This window comes from Bradyrhizobium tropiciagri, assembly GCF_001189845.1.
Classification (GTDB): Bacteria; Pseudomonadota; Alphaproteobacteria; order Rhizobiales; family Xanthobacteraceae; genus Bradyrhizobium; species Bradyrhizobium tropiciagri.
In genome coordinates, this window is sequence record NZ_LFLZ01000010.1 from 117418 (window position 1) to 134507 (window position 17090).

Genomic DNA, 17090 nt, shown 5'->3' on the forward strand with positions numbered 1-17090 from the left:
CCAAGCACCACCCCGCACGGCCCGCAATCGAGAATAGCTGATACGCGATCGCGTATATCTGTTTTATATACGCATGCGCGTATATTACTTTGATATACGGATTTGCGTATACTGACAATATATACGGATTCGCGTATATTGAGCGCGGAGATTCCCATGACGCAGCATATTGCTCGTACGGAAAAGCAACTCGGCGCCATTCTACGGCGGGCCCGCCGACAGGCCGGACTTACCCAGTCAGGCTTAGGAAAGCAGATCCATCTGCGTCAGGGCACCGTATCCCGACTGGAAGCGGGCGAGCCTGCCATTCAGCTCCACACCCTCATGGAGGCGCTGGCCGCGCTCAATCTTGAACTGGTGGTCCGTACCCGCAGCAAGGCCACCTCGACTGACATTGAGGACATTTTCTGATGGGCCGGCCTCCAGCAAACGCGCCCCTGAATGTGTTCGTCAACGCACGCCTGGCAGGCATGCTCCGGCGCGAGTCCAGCGGTGCGATCGATTTTCGTTACACTCCGCAATGGCTCTCCTGGGAATCGACCTTCCCAATCTCGCTATCGCTGCCCTTGCGCGAAGACCGCTATATCGGCGCACCTGTAATCGCCGTGTTTGACAACCTGTTGCCCGATAGCGAACAGATGCGCAAACGAGTCGCGGAGCGGGTGGGGGCAAAAGGTACTGACGCCTACAGCATGCTCTCTGCACTCGGGCATGATTGCGTTGGTGCACTCCAGTTTCTTCCACAGCGTGTCGATCCTGCACCTGCCGGTACGATCGAAGGGAAGGCTGTCACCGACCGCGATGTCGCCGCCATCATCAAGAACCTTGCGAGCGCTCCACTTGGGATGGGGGAAGACGACGATTTCCGGATTTCCATCGCTGGTGCCCAGGAGAAGACCGCCCTGCTGCGGCGAGATGGCAAATGGTACAAGCCGACTGGTACCACGGCGACGACGCACATTCTCAAACCGCAAATCGGTCGTTTGCCGAACGGGATCGGTCTCTCGAACAGCGTCGAGAACGAATATTTCTGCCTTAAGTTGCTGGCCGCGCTTGGCGTGCCAACGGCGAACGTCGAGATCGCCGATTTTGGTGGTCGCCGCACGTTGATTGTCGAACGCTTCGATAGGCGCTGGACCAATGATAAAAGGTTGCTGCGCCTTCCTCAGGAAGATTGCTGCCAGGCTCTATCCGTACCCACCACCCGGAAATATCAATCGGATGGCGGCCCCGGCATGAAAGACATCCTGCAACTGCTCAAGGGGAGCGATGAACCGACCGAAGACATCGCGACATTTTTGCGGGCCAGCATCGTGTTCTGGCTCATCGGCGCAACCGACGGACACGCCAAGAATTTTAGCCTATTCCTGAGCCCCGGCGGCCGCTTCCGACTCACGCCGCTTTATGATGTCTTGAGCGCGCAACCAAGCCTCGACGCCGGACGAATTCAGCGCAAAGCTTTTAAACTTGCAATGTCGGTCGGCAAAAATCGCCACTATGGAATGACTGATATTTTGCCGCGTCATTTCCTACAGACCGCCGAAATCTCCGGCGTTGGGCCGGCCGTAGTCCACGCAATCTTTGAGGATCTCGTCGAAAACTGCGAGGCAGCCTTTGCAAAAGTGATAAAGGGCCTCCCGAAGGGCTTTCCCAAAAAATTGGCAGACTCGATAAGAGTCGCCGCTATTCGCCGCATCGGTCTTATAAACGACCGTTGACACTTTCAGCCTAAGGGCTGCGTGCGAGCGGGCCAGCGCTGGCGGCACCAACATCGGCACCAGCAGGATGAGGATCGTCGGCGTCGGTATCAATGTCGACAGCGCGATCATCGCGCCCATGATCGCCGTCGGCGGCGCCGGCGCCAGAATTGCCGGAACGCGATGATCGGCGCGCCGATGATGATCATGGTCACCAGCAACGCCAGCCCCGCGCGCTCCAGGGTGTTCCCGCTATGATGGCCCGATCGCTCCAGAGGAGCTCGATTCGGGCCGCACTTGAGATATTCAACGAACGGGCTGAGTCTCGCTATTGCGGGCTCGGTTTCCGAACATCCAGGCCGACTTGCAAGCTGAAATCGGCGACATCTCCGATCACATCGTAGACCAGCCTAAGGCCGCGAACAGGCTGAGAGCAAACGGCGTAAGCGTTGAATAGGTAGCTGCGATGCAGCAGGCTATACTTCCTCAATCTGTAAACATCGCCGAGCTTGACGTTAAGTTCCTCGAACGTTCATCGCTGTTTGTCCGTCAATTCCATGTCCACAACCTCCGCTGTCCAGCCTTCGGGGACAGCGGTGAGCACTAATGTCGAGGCCTGGCTCGGTTTGGCGAATGCGATCCAGATTCGCTGCTCTGGCCCGTCCGCCGAGACATTGTCTGGCGTCACGGCGACAACAGTAAAGGAGTTGCCAAAGGACTCTGCCATGCTCGTGCAAGACAATGGCGGACGGCTTTGTTCTATTGGAAGCGCCGGTCGCGTTGGGAGCAGCAGCACTGAACCGAATCCAGTACGACGCGCATCTCGGCAAGGGCTTCTTCGAGCGAGATCCCTGGCTATCGAGGCAGGCGAGATCGAAGGCGCGCTCACGCGCATGTGAGCGCCGTCGGCCGTCTTGCTTTCGTCATCAGCATATAGAATGTGTGAGACCCTGGAGGGCAGCCGCTAGTGATCGAGGGGACCGGCGGGCTCATGGAGGCCGCTCAATTGCGGTTCGCTTTACATTGATGTCTTGGGGAGATGGCGACTTCCTGTCGTGCTCTGGGCGAGCACAACTTGGGAGCGATCAATCGTTCACTGCTGTCCATAGACGCGCTCCGACGACGCCAGATCGACATTCTATGGCTTTCGTTGTCGAAACTAGTTCGGATGTTGTTAGAGCAATTTTGCGATATCGGTCGGGTGCGGTGATTCGGGCGATTGCCCTGGATCGCGCCAATGTCGGCGGATACGCTGCAAGCCGCCTTCAAAGCATCCTTCTGGCGGGATGTTTTCAAGCCATGAGACGCAGTGCGCATCGTGGAAGGCGCCGGCTCACATGTAGGCCCAAAAGAGCGGCTCGGCTGAACGAGAGCTTCGCCCCAGCGTGACGCGTCCGTGCGTCGGAGGATCAACAGGAATTGTTCTAATGGCAAGCGTCCGCGGCCGGCTTTTTGGGAAGATGTAGCTCCACAGATGCTCTGGGAGACGTAGAGAGGTCGTCAAAGTCACAGACTGTTGAGTTCAGAGTGGAGACTGGCGCGGGGACATGTCATGCGAGTCGCAATGGACTATCCCGCTCCTATACGATCCTGGGCGAGCGATATTTTGGGCGCTTTCGACCCAGATTACGTCTGGCACGATCTGGCGCAGGTCTGGCAGACGCCCCAGGTCGGCGAGCAAGCGGTCGCGCAGATGATAAGTATGCCGGCCAACGCGCTAGCCCAGCGCTACGAGAGCCTGGGCATGACCGCGCGCTTCGGCCGGGGCCGCTTCAATCAGATAGGCGGTTGTCGGACCAACCTTCCCGCCCAGCGCGAAGCCCTGCACTAAACGCGCGAAATGACCAGCAGCTGAGCGGCAATTCCTATTGTCTCGTACGAGGGCGTAGGTGCACACGAGGACGGCGACCCTCATCAAGGTGAAGCTGGCGCTCATCGCGGATCTGCGGCCGGCCCGATCCGAGTACGAGCCGAGCAGGATGGCCCCGATCGGCCGGTCGCCTGCCGGGAAGAATGCATGACCGATCTGGATGGCGAAAAAGCTAAAGGTTCCGAAGTCGTAGAACTCGAGAATATTGCCGATGGTTGCTCCCCACACGGCGCGGCCGGTCAAGCGTTCGTCTGCCGGAAAGAGGACGGGCTCCGGCTTCTCCCCAGTAAACTGCCTAGCCATCCTCGATCCGTCTGGAGTTCAATCGCCGGCCGAGCATTTCGACCAGTCAGGTCGCGCACGCTGCATTTCAGTTGCCCTACGCGTCGTCTAGCTTGAGGTGGCCGGGCTTACGTCCCGGTGCTCTACATCTGCCTGACGCATGCCAGGGCGAAGTTCACGACGATAAGTGCAACAAAAATGCCTGCCTCTTGCGCCCCATTCAAACCTTGAACCGATCACGGCGATCGCCAGCAAAGATGAACGGGGCGCGCTGCAATTGTCGAGCGGGGCTGTCGTTTTGCTCCTGTGCAATGGCGAGTTTGCGACAACATTGGCGGGCGACGAACAGGCATCGCCCGTTTTCACGCAGAAGGGCCGCCGCGCGGCGTTGCTGCGTTCATCTGTTTGCGCACGGCGAAGGCATCAGGCGATTTGGCCCGGCTTTTGCTCCGCTGCTTGTTAGTTGCGTGCAGTCGCCTGCTTTGTCGGGATTGGCGCTGCGGAATGCAGGATCTGTCTGCGATCAAAAGACAATAGGAGCTCGCATTGTTAACGGGGCCCATGAAAACGCTCGACATCGGCCACGGCCGCGAAGCATTGGGCGGTCATCTTACGCTCAGGCGAGCCGCGGCTCGGCGGATCGCAAATGGCAAGCGTGAAGTGCCAGAGCTTGAGCTTGAGGAAGTTGAAATCAAAAGTCACCAGCAATGAGGGACATACTTGTGAGTTGACTCGACTTCATCAAGGCTGACTTCCCTGCAGAGAACTAGCCTTCCTTTTGAATTGAAGTTCTACCGTCAGACTCGGGCTACGAAGGCGCAAGGCCGATGTCCGATCAATGACGGCTGCGCTTCGCTGGCGCATCTGCGTGCACGCGCACCCCAAGTTGGACGGCGAAGCACGCCGGCAATCAAGACCTCGAACAGAATCTGTAAATGAAGACGAAGACAATTACGACCATCGTGCTTGCGGCTAGTGCCTTGCTGGATTCTCCCAGTAGAGCGGTTGAAACTTACGATGTTAGGGATTCGAACGGCGTGTCCTTCATCCGAGCACGAATATTCGGTCCCGGAGATGGCCCTTTCTGTTGTGACGGAGGTGACGAGCCGGCGTATTCAGTTCGGGATCTGCCGCAATGGGAAAAGGACCATTCGCTCGCAGCGATCCGCTATTGGGCCGAAATCATAAGGGTCAAACCCGGGCAGTCGCCGGCCGTCGTCAACATCGGCGGAATTCAGGGCAACACGGCATGGGCCTCAGTCCAGACGTCGCCTGATGGCGAGAACAAGGTGCAGGCGGCAGTCACCGGTCAGAATCCGGGCGAGTTGAACCATGGCGCACACGGTATGATTGCGATCGGCGAAATGGGATTTTCATCCGAAGCATACATTCCTTCGCAATTGCCAATGACGCCGAAGATCGGCCTGGCACCTGTTATGATTCATGAGTTCGCTCATCAGCTGGGAATGGCCAGTACCATTGACGGCTATGATGGTGGGCGCACCGAGCCGATATCACCGTATTTCCCTAAAGCGATGAATGCCTGGACTAACCATTTGTATGACGACAACGGCAAGCAAGCCAGGCCGGGGCAGGTGATCTATTGCTCCACCTGCCTGAATCCTGCGGCTGAGGACGTTTTCGACCTGCGCCACGATCGGGGCTATTTTGCCGGGAAGCATGTGGGTGAAGTGCTGGCCGGTGCCATGCCAGGTATTCCGGTTCGAGTGATGACTGAGGACGGCCGGCTGGATGTCCCCTTTGTCTCGCATAGCGAACTGAAGAACAGTTTGATGAGCCATCAGCAATACCGGAACTACACCGCCCTAATGGAAGCGGAGATCGCCGCGTTTCAAGATATAGGTTACAGTATCGATCGGCGCAATTTGTTCGGGTACTCCATCTACGGAAACGGCCAGAATCTGATCAACGACAATCCGTTCTTCGCTCGGAATGCTGACGGTACCGCCTATCTGCCAAATACGTACAATACGGCTTCGCGCGGACTGGGATTGCACGTCTATGGCAGCGGCAATACTGTGGTCCAGCGCGCCGACCTGCTTTCGAAAGGAGCAGAGGGCGCCGGCATCCGCGTCGACGGCGAAAACAATCACATCATGGTCCCGCCCGGGACCCGCGTGTACGCCGACGGCGCCTATGGGCGCGGCGTCATGTTCGCCTATGGTAAGGATCACACGCTGACTCAGCGTGGCGATGTGCAGGCTCTCGGTGAGCATGGCATCGCGGCAAGTTTCGATTTTGGTAACAATGCGATGGGCAATGACGATGAATATCGTGGTTCGTATATTCGCACGATTGGCACCAAACCGGCCCCGATGCTGAGCGAAATCGACGGTCCGCTCGTCAGCAAGTTCGATCTGACCGGGCGCCTGGCTGGCAATCATGCAGCGATGTACATGTCGAACAATGGTTACGTCGGCGAGATCAATGTGATGCGTGGCGCAATGCTGTCGGGGCACGTCCTGTCTGACTACAACCAGGTTGACGAGAATGGTGCTCCGCGTCTGACCAAATTGACGTTCGGGTTGAAGCCTGATGCGAACGGTCACTCAACGCAGGAGCCCGACGCAAATTTTGCAACCCGCTACGACGGTAATATCGTCGGACGTAACAATCTTTCGCTGCAGTTCGGCGGTGGCGCCACGACGTTGACTGGCAATCACGAGGTGTATGACGCAAGTGTCGCGCAAGCTGCAACCCTGTCCGGTAACGGCAGTTATCTGCTCAATGCTAGTGGTCGCTTCACCAATAGCGGTGCTGTCGCGCCCCTCATCGGCGGCCTTGACAACAGCATCAAGGTGTATGGCGACTATCTGCAAACCTCGACCGGTCGCTTGCAGGTCGCCGTAAACGATGCTGGCGCGTTCAGCCATCTTGTGGTGAATGGCAATGCGACGCTCGATGGTACGCTCACGATCACCCCGCAGCGTGGCTGGTATGGTAACGGCTTTAACGTCTCCTCCGACCAGTGGCTGAATGCAACAAATCTCACAGGCTCGTTCGCGAACGTGACGACAGCCCTGCAATCGCCCACCTTGCTGGCGAGTGCCACGGCTCAAGGTGATAACACCTACGCCTTGACACTCTCCCGCCCATCCGATGCCTATTCGCGTTATGGGGCCGACGCCAACAGCCGCCAGGTTGGCGCGGCGCTCGATCGAGTAGCTGGCAACGCGACTATAGGGCTGCACCCACTCGTCGCGGCGCTCGACTTTTCCGCGCCGGACGGCACGGCGGTGACATCTGGGCTGCGTCAGCTTTCGCCGTCCATCTATGCGTCGGAGCAGGGCAGACGTGTCAACGACAGTTTCTACGCGCGTTCGGCAGTCTACAACCGTCTCGAACAGGCGTTTGGCGGCGCGCCAACCTCGGCGATGGCGGTGATGGGTTATGGTCCTGAGCAGAGGAGGTCGCGCGGCAATTCTGCCTCTGCCACAGGCCTGGTCGGCCCGGCTTCTTCTGGCCCGCCCTCCTATGACCTGCAGGGGTATGCAGCGTGGGCTTCTGCCTTTGGCGGATGGACGACCCAATCGGGCGACAGCAATGGTGCGAGCACCAGATCCACCATTAGCGGCCTCATGACCGGTATCGACACGCCGATATTTGATGACTGGCGCGTCGGTGTCCTTGCGGGCTATAGCCGTTCCACCTTCAAGGTTGGCGCTGCTTCCTCGTCAGGCCGCAGCGACAATTACACGTTCGGGACCTATGCCGGCACCGAGTGGACCGTGCCGGAAGGAGCCATCGCCTTCCGCTCAGGCCTTGCCTATACATGGCACGATCTCGAGATGACCCGCAACGTTAGGTTCCCAGGGTTCAACGACAACTTGATCTCGGATTACGATGCCGGCACTTTCCAGATCTTTGGAGAACTGGGTTACAAAATCCATCTCGGCAAGTCTTCCGTCATCGAGCCCTATGCCAGTCTCGCCCATCTTCGAGTCGCGACCGATGGGATTTTCGAAAGGGGATTGAACGGGGCGGCGCTTAATGTTCGCGCTGACACGATGGATACGACGCTCTCCACTCTCGGCGTCTACGCAACCACCCGTTTTCAACTTGGCCAGATCGCCACGACTGCGCGAGCCGATATTGGCTGGCGTCGTGCCATAGGCGACCTCATTCCGCTGTCGACAGCCAGCTTTGCTGCGGGATCCAGCCCTTTTGCAGCTTCAGGCCTATCCATTGGAAAGGAAGTGGCACTCGTCGAATCCGGTTTGGACTTCCAGCTTTCGAGCAACAGCACCCTTGGCATCGCCTACCAGGGTCAGTTCGGTTCAGGCATCACCCAGAACGGACTGAATGCCACCTTCAATGTGAAGTTCTGATACGCACGCAATGCATTTCGGCCCGCGTACTGCACAGCAATGAGATCACGTTATTTCAATCCAGGTTTCCTCGACAAGAGGGGGGGCGCTTACGATCGAAGCTAGCCTGCCTGAACGCCGGTGCTGACGTCCGCGCGGGATGTCGGAGCGAACTCTCTTGAGGGCAAGCAGCATTTTTATCAACGCTGACTGCGGATTCCGATGATCTCGCCCGGGTGTACCGATTTGATCTCGCCCAGGATTCCGAGATGATCTCGCCCACCATTCCGATTTGATGTCGCCCGGGGCGCGAGGCATTCTGGCTGTTTGGTTTCTGGCATCGGTGAAGCCGCGGGGTCAACTTGAATCGCGGCTTGAGGCCCTTCTTCGTCTGCTGTTGGTCTGCTGTGGGCATGTGGGCAACGCTCTTTGCGTTGTCCAAGCGCAGGGCATGTCCACAGCCCCACTGGCTCAGGCCTTTCGATCGGGTTTGCGGGTTCGCCGCAGGCTCTCGCCGTTGAGATCGATCCGGTGGGCGTTGTGGACCAGGCGGTCGGACAGCATCGGCGTAGGTGGGATCGCCGATCAGCGCGTGCCATTGCTCGACGGGGAGCTGGCTGGTGACGGTGGTGGAGCGGCGGCCGTAGCGGTCCTCGAGGAGGTCGTGGCGGGCTGCGGCGGGGAGCGCCGAGTTTGCACTCAAAGCTCCATATCAACGCCTCGCCGATGCCAATAAAGTGCGGTGGCTGCAATGGCGGACCTGTCGCTCACGGGGCGATCGGCAATCGACCGCCGATTTTGCTGCAAAACCATGTCGGCGCAACCAGCCCGCCAACGTGAGCAAAGCGCAAAACTCTAGTTCTGGGTGGTCCAAACTTCGGTCTCACTGCAAGCCACTTGGCGTACCTAACCGCTGCTGGATGAAAGTTCAGTGGCAGGTCACTTGGTGAAGCAAGCTCTCGCAGAAAGCAAGCATGTCCATTTCCTTCCTTCGGCTTTGTCAGCTTGTGGGTAAGTCTCCTCACCTTCGTGGTCAGCGGCTCGTCGGCTCCGGGCTTCGGCCGTGTCAATTTGGCTCAGATCGCGCGCCGCTCTCCTCCAACAGAGCACGCCGTCGCTCCATCTTCGCGCGCGTGAAGTTCCTGTCCGGGTTGTTCGCGGTCTTGAATTTGCTACCATCGATGGCGACGGCTGGCCGCCGCCAGAAGACCCGTTTTTTGGCGGAGTTCGACGAAGCTCGCAACCGCCTTGCGCAGCGCCAGGCCGTCGTCCTTGCGGAAGTCCGCAATCGTCTGTGATCGGGAGCGAGCCGAACCAGCAGCCACATCCATCACGTCGACATTGCGCCCGGCCTCTCGTTCCAGCCGCCGGCCCACTGCACCCGGTTTAGATAGCCGTAAATGTAAAGCTTGAGGAGCACCGAGGGATGGTACGATGGCCAACCGCCGCCGGCTCCGCAACCTCAAAGCCTATTTCAGCCGAGCGCATCGACAAATACGTCGATCACGTGAACCGGGCTGCTCTCGTCAATCAAGTCGTCGAGGCATTCTGGCAGCAGCGTCCGCTCCCACGATCTGCTTCTTCATGAGCGCCTCACCAATTCCTTTAAAGACTCAGGAGGGAATCGTAACAGCAGCCAGTGTTTTCGCTGCCAGGACGCGTTGCGGACATTAGCGAGTCAGTGGCGAAGCCTTTGGTTCGCGCAACAGATGTAGTGAACTCCACGTAGGCGCTACCAACGTCATCGAAAGCGCGTTCGTGCGCGCCAAGGGACGTCGAAAGACCGCGCTCACGATGATCTTCAACTTGCGTCGTCTCGATGGGGACAACCGCTGCCGAAACTCTCCCCGGTGCAAATTCGCCGACGGAATCAACGTCGCCAGACCGCAAAGTCAATCCAACGCCGCCTGGCGCCTTCCAGCCCCAGGATTCGGCGCTAGCTCTTTAACCCACGATAAGTCGCACCTTGGATCGAAAGACAAGTAATCGCAAGTCAGTTCTTCACCAGGTTGTACGTCACGGGCCGTGAAAATTCGGCAATGATCGTCTTCATATGTGTTTGGCTGACTGCTGTGATTCATGAAGCGGGCATTGTCAGCATTGTACTCTACAACACCATCATCAACATCGCGGTCTCTCGGATAGGCATGCTTGTCAAGTAGAGCTTGAAATGTTGGAGGTAGGGCTTCGTACTGTTCAGGCGTCACGGCAATGTCAACGATTGGATTATGAATCCAAACCAATGTGCCTTTAGGTAAAAGAGTAGCAGAGAAAAGTCCGATGCCGCCAAAGCGGTCTGGCTTCAAAATGGTTTCAACAATCAACACTGAAATATCTCCAAAAGTGACTAACACCCAGCAAGCTAACTGACCTAAGTCCCGCAAATCTCCTGCAAGAATTGGCAGGGTCGTTTAATCGCGCCTCCGCCACAAGTTCGATTTTTCTTCGATCTCTGCTTTGTTTTCGGTGCTCCTATTGTCGGATCAGGATCTCAACGAACTGAGCGAGCGTCGGTGGCGTAGTTGGGAGGATCTATGCACTGCTCTCAGAGCTTTCAGCGACTATCTGCCTCAAAAAATAGGAAGGGCATTGCTGGCCGGCTTTCCGCAGAGGCGCTGGATACTGATATCAAGAGCTATAACCAGGACACTGGCGTTGGCGGCAACGTCGGCGCACCACTGGCTCAGCTGCGGAAGTCAGTCGGCGCAAAAGCGACGGCGATCGCACCCGGTATCCCGACCATTGCTGATCCCGAAGATACCGCACTGATAGACTCGAGGCGAATCGACGACGCCGCAGCACGGCGTTGGCCAGAGGAGTTGCGGAAGGCCACGACCAGGTTGTGCATCTGGGGTTGATGGACCACCAGAACCGTCGTCATCAGTTGGCACCAATTCAGTCGACTGGGGTTTCAATGGGACGCAGGAAGCAGCCTCTTTACTCCGAGGATGCTTCCTTTATTTCGGGGCTTGAGGAGGGGCTTACGAAGGGCAATGCCGCCAAACGTGCGGTCAAGAACACCGTAGGTTTTTCTTCGCAGCTTCGGCGGCCGGCTCTTCGATAACAAGAGACGATGGCCGTTCGGTTGAACGAGGAGTCGCTGAGCGATGATGCGCGCAAGTTCATCGGGACGGGTAGCGCTCATCTACACCGCCCATAAGGTCGCCAAGCTCGTAAGAGTCGCTGGAGCAAGCTATCGTCCATTAACAAGCCCGATACCAGAGCTATCTGGACGGGCTCCTAGCGTCGGGAGTGTCCGTCGGCGCCATTCGTGGTTCATGGATGAGCCGAACGTCATTGGGCCCTCCCGGCCCCATGATGGCGAAGTAGCGCTCGCCGCGAATGTCGTATTGTTTTACCGGCTGCGCCGCGTCCGGCAAGAGACCCCAGCGGCCGAGCTTCGAGAGCATCGTGGCCGAGGCGGGTTGGGTGCCGTGCGAAAAATCCTCGGGAACGGCGAATGATGCAGCATAAATCTCGCGGGCCGCCGGAGATGTCGTCGCAGCCCTGGCGGACGACGGAGCGGCTTGCTCCATCGACCGTCCAAGCCGCGCTGACGAGGTTCGATTTGCCGGCCGCGCGCTGAGCTGCGGAACGTTTCCCGGCCGAGATCCGAGACGAATGCCAGTGCCTGGCGGAATGATTGGTGTGCTTCGCCTCATCTCGGCGGCGGGCACGAACAACGCGGTGTAGCGGTCATTGTGAACCACGAAACGGGTGGGCCGGCTGTCCTGGCTCGGCGGCACGCTGCTACCGTCAAGGGCAGCCGGCACGTGCTGGTCGCCTTGCCGCGAGTTAAAGGAACGAACGGCCTCTCCTAAATCCAGGTCTTGGTGATGGCGCGCGGTCGGCTCGCGAGAGGACGATGGGGCGGCGTCTTCCATCATCGCCCACGGCAGATCCTGATCGTAATCTTCCGCGGGAAGGACGAACGGCGAACCGACCGCTGGCCCGAAAGGCGACGGTGCGCCGGCGTCTTCCATCAGCACACGAGCGACTGAATTGCCGGACTCGCTCAGCTGGCGCTCAATGGCATCCCCTTCCAGCTGATTTAGCGTCCTCTGCCTCTTCGCAGGCCTCAACTGCCCCGCGTAATCCTCATCCATGAGGACCTCGAGCCTTGAAAGGGGGGAGCTCCCGGTCAATTCGGTCGGAGCCGGCTGGTAGCTATCGCTCCAGCTGAAGTGATGCACGGCTCCGGGATCCGGTGCCTGGTGATCGCGCGCGGTTGGCATGAGAGACGATGCTAGGATGGCTTCGCCCATCATCCCTCGCAGCGGATCCTGACCGTGATGTTCCGCAGTCAGCTCGTTCGGCCAACCTAAAGCTTCCTGCGGCGCGCTGTGCTGCGCAGCGGCGCCAACCCCTGCGACCGCACTGGTATCAAGCTGCGCCACCTCATCCAAGTACGGCTCAAACTCCACTTGCTGCTGTTGCAGCTCCGCGGCGTTGTGAGCAGCGCGATTTTGGTTGAATGAGTTGATGCTGCTAAATGGGTCCATGTCCCCTCCGTTTGAGTCGGTTCGCAATCCCGAACAGATAGTGTCGCTCACTGGTTCTCGCTCTACTGGGATCAGCTGTCGACAAGCTGACGCGCTTAGAGACCTAAGAGAGCCAAATTGGCCAGCCTGACTGACTGCGACACTCACCCGAGGATGCGAAGGAATGCCGGATTGCATTTTTCGGAAACACTGGCTGGGTGAGTCGGAGCCGGCGAACAGATTTATTTTGAGCAGCGTGATGGGACCTACAAAATCGTCCTAAAATAAAGTGTGTACTGAGCCGGGAAATGTTCTGACTATGCCGTCGGGATGGTGCCCGAACTGAGGCGGACCTCTTTGTTGAAGGCATGCCTTGCCGAAGGTCTTGACTCTGGCCGCAGAGGGTCAATCGGATCCACCAATCTTGGCACGTGTCGCGGTGCGGACGGTGCAGGAATTCTTTCAGCCGCGACCGATGTAAAGGAGGACCGACGTGCGGCATGTTGCGCGTCGCGAGAGCGAGGCTGCTGTCCTGCTTGCCTAGCGGGTCGAGCCCGTTTTTCTTGCGGTAGTCGGTACATGCGGGGTAACTGATTTCTATCGCTGCCATTGCCGCGCAATCCTACCCGGGAAACAGTCCCGGCATCCAACGGGACGCGAGCCTTGCCGGGAAGGCGAGGTGTAGCGGCGCTCGCGGTCTTTCGGAGGTTAGAATTTCCGCTTCAAGCAGGGCCGATGTAACCCTGCGGGCGCTGCGCTCGCTTATTTGAAGTAAAGCAGTAACATCGCGACGCGGAAGTTCACCACGGAAGAGGATCGCTTCCAGAACGGCTCCTGATTTTTGGGGCAGGCGGTCGGCCCGTGCTTCTTCTTCGGCCCAGATCAGGATGCGGTTACGGAGCTGATCGGGTTGCACCAGAGCTTGCATGAAGGCGACCTGATCGATGCAGGTCTGCAGAAAGAAGATTGAAAATTCCGCCAATGCTTCTTCACTCAGTGTGCCGCGCCCGTCGAGATCGTTGCGGCGCTGCATGTCCCAGGCAGTAAGGTGTTGCTGATAGGCCGCCTCGTTGCGGGCAAGGCCGCGCGCGATCGACCATATGCCGCCGGTGTCGAGGGTTTCCCGCTGCATAGCATAGGACATGAGCCGCGCAACGCGGCCATTCCCATCCAGAAACGGGTGAATCCAGAGCTGGCGGTGGTGGGCGCAGGCCGAGGCGATGATTGCGTCGGTCCTGCCGAGCTTTGCATAGGCTTCTTCGAAGCGGGTGAGGAAGCGCGGCAGGGGCACCCGGGCTGACCGGCACATGGCGGCCTACCGCAACGTCGCGGTCGCGCAGCTTGCCGGGGACGACCTCGATCCGTTCCTCGGTGTCCGGATTCTCGACCCAAAGCAGTTCTGCCGGGAGCAGTTCGCAGAAGCGGTGATGGACTTCGATGATGCCGTCTTGCGTCGTCGCGCGACCGTTGAGGCCTCCCTCATCGATCCACTTCTGTACGGCGATATGGGCGATGGCTTCCTTTTGCAGGTCGCGTTTCTTGGGGCGGCGCTGTAGTCGTGCTTGAGCGCGCGTTCTATATCGACCGGGTGAGTGTCGTACCACTCGATCAGGTTGCTGTAGTAGCAATTCGTCGAGCGTACGAGCCTGGCCAGGGAGATTAGAACTCCCTCGGGCAGGCTGTGCGTGAAAGCGGCCGACCATTGTTCGCGAAGGCGATCTCGGCACCCAATGTTGCTCAATCATGAGCCGCTTTGCCTGCCGCTCCAAAAAAATATTCGAAAATGTCAAGCGGCAAATTCTCTCCCTCCACATCGCGGGCGACATGCCCGATTTCTAGGGATTGGCACTAAAGCGGATGGCCACGACCTGACGACACTTTCAGACTCGCGGCTTGCTTCATAAATCACAAGGCGCTCGATCGGGCCCTTGAGTCTCGACCGGCGTTGGCACTAGCCTCTGGCGTGAGACGCTCGCCGACGCGGCGCTGTTCCGGGAATGGACCGTCAACCTCGGCGCGCGCTCCGCATCGGGACGCATATCCTCCATCTCAATCAACCACTAGACATGCTAGTTGACGATGGCGCTGCGGCGCAGTTCGAGCTCTGATGGCTCCAATCTTGTGGAGACTAGAAGTGCTGCCGCAACGACTTATACCGAAGGAGACGGTGATCGTTTCCCAAGATATTCATGCTTTCTCCCGACCAGAAGGGGCGAAGCCGAGGGATCCTTTTCCTCAAGTATCCTCAAGCGTTTCATCCTCGCTGTCGGTTTGAAGGATGGTTTGCGATAGGAGTGCGGCGGCTCTTTGGAGTGGAGGAATGAATCGGTCAAGCTCTGCGAAGCTGACTCGCGCCGCGGGCACCGAGACGCCAAGACATGCTATCAGCTCGCGGTCCGGAGAAACGATGGGGACCGCACAGCCGACCACGCCTTTCACGTATTCCTCATTGGTCTTGGCCCACCCATGATGGCGTGTCTCCTCGAGAATCTTCAGAAGCGTCTCGCAATCCACGATGGTGTTATCAGTGTACTGGGTCAGAGCGAGTGAGCGGCATAGCTTTTCACGCGGCCTCTTGGGTAGTCGGCTCATGTAGATCTTTCCGGTCGAGGTGCAGTGAAGTGGAGCCGCCTCGCCGGGATTGAATTGAAGCCCCTGTGGTTGGGACACGCGTACGCTATCAACGTAAGTGACGAGGTTGTCGCGCACGACGCCGATCTCGCACTGTTCGCCGATCTCGCCGGCAACCGCGCGCAGCACCGCATGGCGCCGCGCTGTGCGGAAAGCCGCGCCGATGACTCTGGCGGACAGCATCACCAGCTGATTGCCTACCACGTAGCGCTTTGATCCAAGCGCTTTCTGAAGAAGGCCGCGTTCTTCCAGATTTCCGACAAGCCGATGGGCCGTCGGAACGGGTAACGAAAGGGCGTTCGCGATCTCAACGACCGAGACGGCCTTTGTCTGATGAGCGACGTGGCCAACTATGGCGAACGCTCGGTCGAGGGGCCCAGCAGTCTTTTTTTGGTCGGCCATCGCAATCTCCCGGTGGAGGCAAATTATCATTATTTGGAATTATTGCTACTGAAATATGAAAATTATCTGGATCGGGCTCAGGTTTGCTCATATCGTGGGCGCCGTCGGGCGTTGATCGGTTTTTGTGCGCTGCACGGGCTCGGTATGGCGATCAAGCCCAGGAAATTTGGCAGTCCGGGCGACGCGTTTTGAAAGGGGAGTGGGAATGTCTCGTCATTACGACGTGGAAGCTGTGCGCAAGGAGTTCCCTGCTGCCGAAAGGATAGTCTACCTCGACTCCGGGTTTCAGGCGCCGCTCGCCCGTCCCGTAATGGCCGCCATCGAAACCTTTCTTCGTGAAGGCTTGGAGACCGCCGGGCCGAAAAGCGTGTGGCTCGATCGGGTTGAGCAAACGCGTGCCAAAGTGGCCCGTTTCCTTGGGGTGTCGGCCGACGAAATTGCCTTCACCAAGAACACATCGGAAAGCATGAACATCGCGGCGAACGCGTTGCCTCTGCGAGCCGGCGATAGCGTTTTGATGATCCATGGCGATCATCCAAACAACACCTATGCTTTCCTCAATTTGAAGAAGAAGGGTGTCCGGATCGACTTCCTTCCCATGACGGATGTCGTAAACGCCGAGGCTTTTCTTCCCTACATCGACGACACGACTCGCGCGATTTCGCTGTCGCACGTGACCTTCCACGCGGGACATCGCTTCGATATCGAGAGTATCGGCGCTCTTTGCGCGGATAAGAAGCTCTACTTCGTCGTCGACGTCATGCAGGCAATCGGGGTGGTTCCGATCGATGTGAAGGCCATTCAGGCAACCTTCGTGGGCTGCGGAAGTCACAAGGGATTGCTCGTCCCTCAAGGTCTCGGATTGCTCTATTGGAACCAGACTCTGAAGGAGCTGGAGCCCGCCTATCTTGCCGCTGCCAGTTTGGCAGAAATTCCTGACGACCTTATCGCCCGTCCCGATCGCCTGGCGTCGTCTCCGACCGCGCGACGCTTCGAGTTAGGCAACTTCAACCTTCCTGCAATTCATGCGCTCGGAGCCTCGCTCGATATGATCGAGCAGATCGGCGTGAAGAACATTCAGAACCATTGCTTCGATTTAGGTGATCATCTGCTCGCCCAGCTGGACGATCTCGGCGTCAGTCTCATCGGTCCGCGTCAGCGGCAACATCGATCGCCTCACATCTACGTCGTCGGTCTTCCTGCGACAGAATGGCTCAGCTACTTCGAAGAGAATGGCGTGCGTGTGTCCCCAGAGCGTGACGGCATCCGTATTTCGTTCGGCATGTTCAATACGATCGATGATGTGGATCGCTTAGTGCATCTTATCCGCGGACGGCTGTCAAAAAAATCATTCAAGGCTGCGTAGGATTAAGCATGGGAGAAGTTCGAGAAAAAGCGC

Annotated in this window: 13 protein-coding genes and 1 pseudogene; 7 read left to right on the forward strand and 7 right to left on the reverse strand. The window is 58.3% G+C overall.

Translation table 11 applies throughout. The features are described 5' to 3' along the window. Positions 1–156: 156 nt before the first annotated feature. Together AKN84_RS11085 and AKN84_RS11090 are read left to right on the forward strand one after the other, a co-directional pair. Positions 157–411, forward strand: a complete 255-nt coding sequence (locus AKN84_RS11085) for a helix-turn-helix domain-containing protein (RefSeq protein ID WP_050399954.1) — start codon at positions 157–159, stop codon at positions 409–411. Continuing rightward, positions 411–1718 (forward strand): type II toxin-antitoxin system HipA family toxin, encoded by a 1308-nt coding sequence (locus tag AKN84_RS11090; protein ID WP_050420741.1) that lies wholly within the window; start codon positions 411–413, stop codon positions 1716–1718. The genes AKN84_RS11085 and AKN84_RS11090 overlap by 1 nt, the downstream gene beginning before the upstream one ends. A gap of 1696 nt (positions 1719–3414) precedes the next feature. Here the strand turns inward: AKN84_RS11090 and AKN84_RS11100 are convergent. Further along, on the reverse strand, positions 3415–3810 hold the full coding sequence (locus tag AKN84_RS11100) for an MFS transporter (RefSeq protein ID WP_157863275.1): 396 nt from the start codon (positions 3808–3810) through the stop codon (positions 3415–3417). 600 nt (positions 3811–4410) lie between these two features. Between AKN84_RS11100 and AKN84_RS47260 the strand changes: the two genes are divergently transcribed. Together AKN84_RS47260 and AKN84_RS11105 are read left to right on the forward strand one after the other, a co-directional pair. Next, positions 4411–4560: a hypothetical protein gene (locus AKN84_RS47260; protein ID WP_157863276.1), complete on the forward strand. Its 150-nt coding sequence runs from the start codon at positions 4411–4413 to the stop codon at positions 4558–4560. A 224-nt stretch (positions 4561–4784) separates the two neighbouring features. Beyond that, the gene (locus AKN84_RS11105; protein WP_244485025.1) at positions 4785–8198 is read left to right on the forward strand and encodes an autotransporter family protein; all 3414 of its coding nucleotides are present in this window, start codon (positions 4785–4787) and stop codon (positions 8196–8198) included. Positions 8199–8648: 450 nt separating this feature from the next. Here the strand turns inward: AKN84_RS11105 and AKN84_RS44980 are convergent. Beyond that, positions 8649–8841 (reverse strand): annotated as a pseudogene (locus AKN84_RS44980) (ATP-binding protein); the annotation flags it as partial. 310 nt (positions 8842–9151) lie between these two features. Between AKN84_RS44980 and AKN84_RS44985 the strand changes: the two are divergent. Then, the gene (locus AKN84_RS44985; protein ID WP_128970664.1) at positions 9152–9475 is read left to right on the forward strand and encodes a hypothetical protein; all 324 of its coding nucleotides are present in this window, start codon (positions 9152–9154) and stop codon (positions 9473–9475) included. A 594-nt stretch (positions 9476–10069) separates the two neighbouring features. On the opposite strand, the gene AKN84_RS44990 is transcribed toward AKN84_RS44985, so the two are convergent. The 4 genes from AKN84_RS44990 to AKN84_RS48490 form a co-directional block, all read right to left on the reverse strand. Continuing rightward, positions 10070–10504 carry an SET domain-containing protein gene (locus AKN84_RS44990; protein ID WP_128970665.1) on the reverse strand — a complete coding sequence of 145 codons (435 nt, stop codon included), beginning with the start codon at positions 10502–10504 and terminating at the stop codon, positions 10070–10072. A 356-nt stretch (positions 10505–10860) separates the two neighbouring features. Next, positions 10861–11058 carry a hypothetical protein gene (locus AKN84_RS11110; RefSeq protein WP_050420743.1) on the reverse strand — a complete coding sequence of 66 codons (198 nt, stop codon included), beginning with the start codon at positions 11056–11058 and terminating at the stop codon, positions 10861–10863. A 343-nt stretch (positions 11059–11401) separates the two neighbouring features. Further along, a complete protein-coding gene (locus tag AKN84_RS11115) occupies positions 11402–12679 on the reverse strand; it encodes a hypothetical protein (protein WP_050420744.1) in 1278 nt (425 codons plus the stop codon). 601 nt (positions 12680–13280) lie between these two features. After that, positions 13281–13949 (reverse strand): Fic family protein, encoded by a 669-nt coding sequence (locus AKN84_RS48490; protein ID WP_050420745.1) that lies wholly within the window; start codon positions 13947–13949, stop codon positions 13281–13283. Positions 13950–13965: 16 nt separating this feature from the next. On the opposite strand from AKN84_RS48490, the gene AKN84_RS48495 reads away from it, so the two are divergent. Further along, positions 13966–14214, forward strand: a complete 249-nt coding sequence (locus tag AKN84_RS48495; RefSeq protein ID WP_050420746.1) for a hypothetical protein — start codon at positions 13966–13968, stop codon at positions 14212–14214. Between the two features lie 679 nt (positions 14215–14893). Here the strand turns inward: AKN84_RS48495 and AKN84_RS11130 are convergent. Beyond that, the gene (locus AKN84_RS11130) at positions 14894–15691 is read right to left on the reverse strand and encodes an IclR family transcriptional regulator (RefSeq protein ID WP_050420810.1); all 798 of its coding nucleotides are present in this window, start codon (positions 15689–15691) and stop codon (positions 14894–14896) included. A gap of 205 nt (positions 15692–15896) precedes the next feature. Between AKN84_RS11130 and AKN84_RS11135 the strand changes: the two genes are divergently transcribed. Next, entirely contained in the window at positions 15897–17057 is a 1161-nt protein-coding gene (locus AKN84_RS11135) for an aminotransferase class V-fold PLP-dependent enzyme (protein WP_128970666.1), read from the forward strand. Positions 17058–17090: the final 33 nt, after the last annotated feature.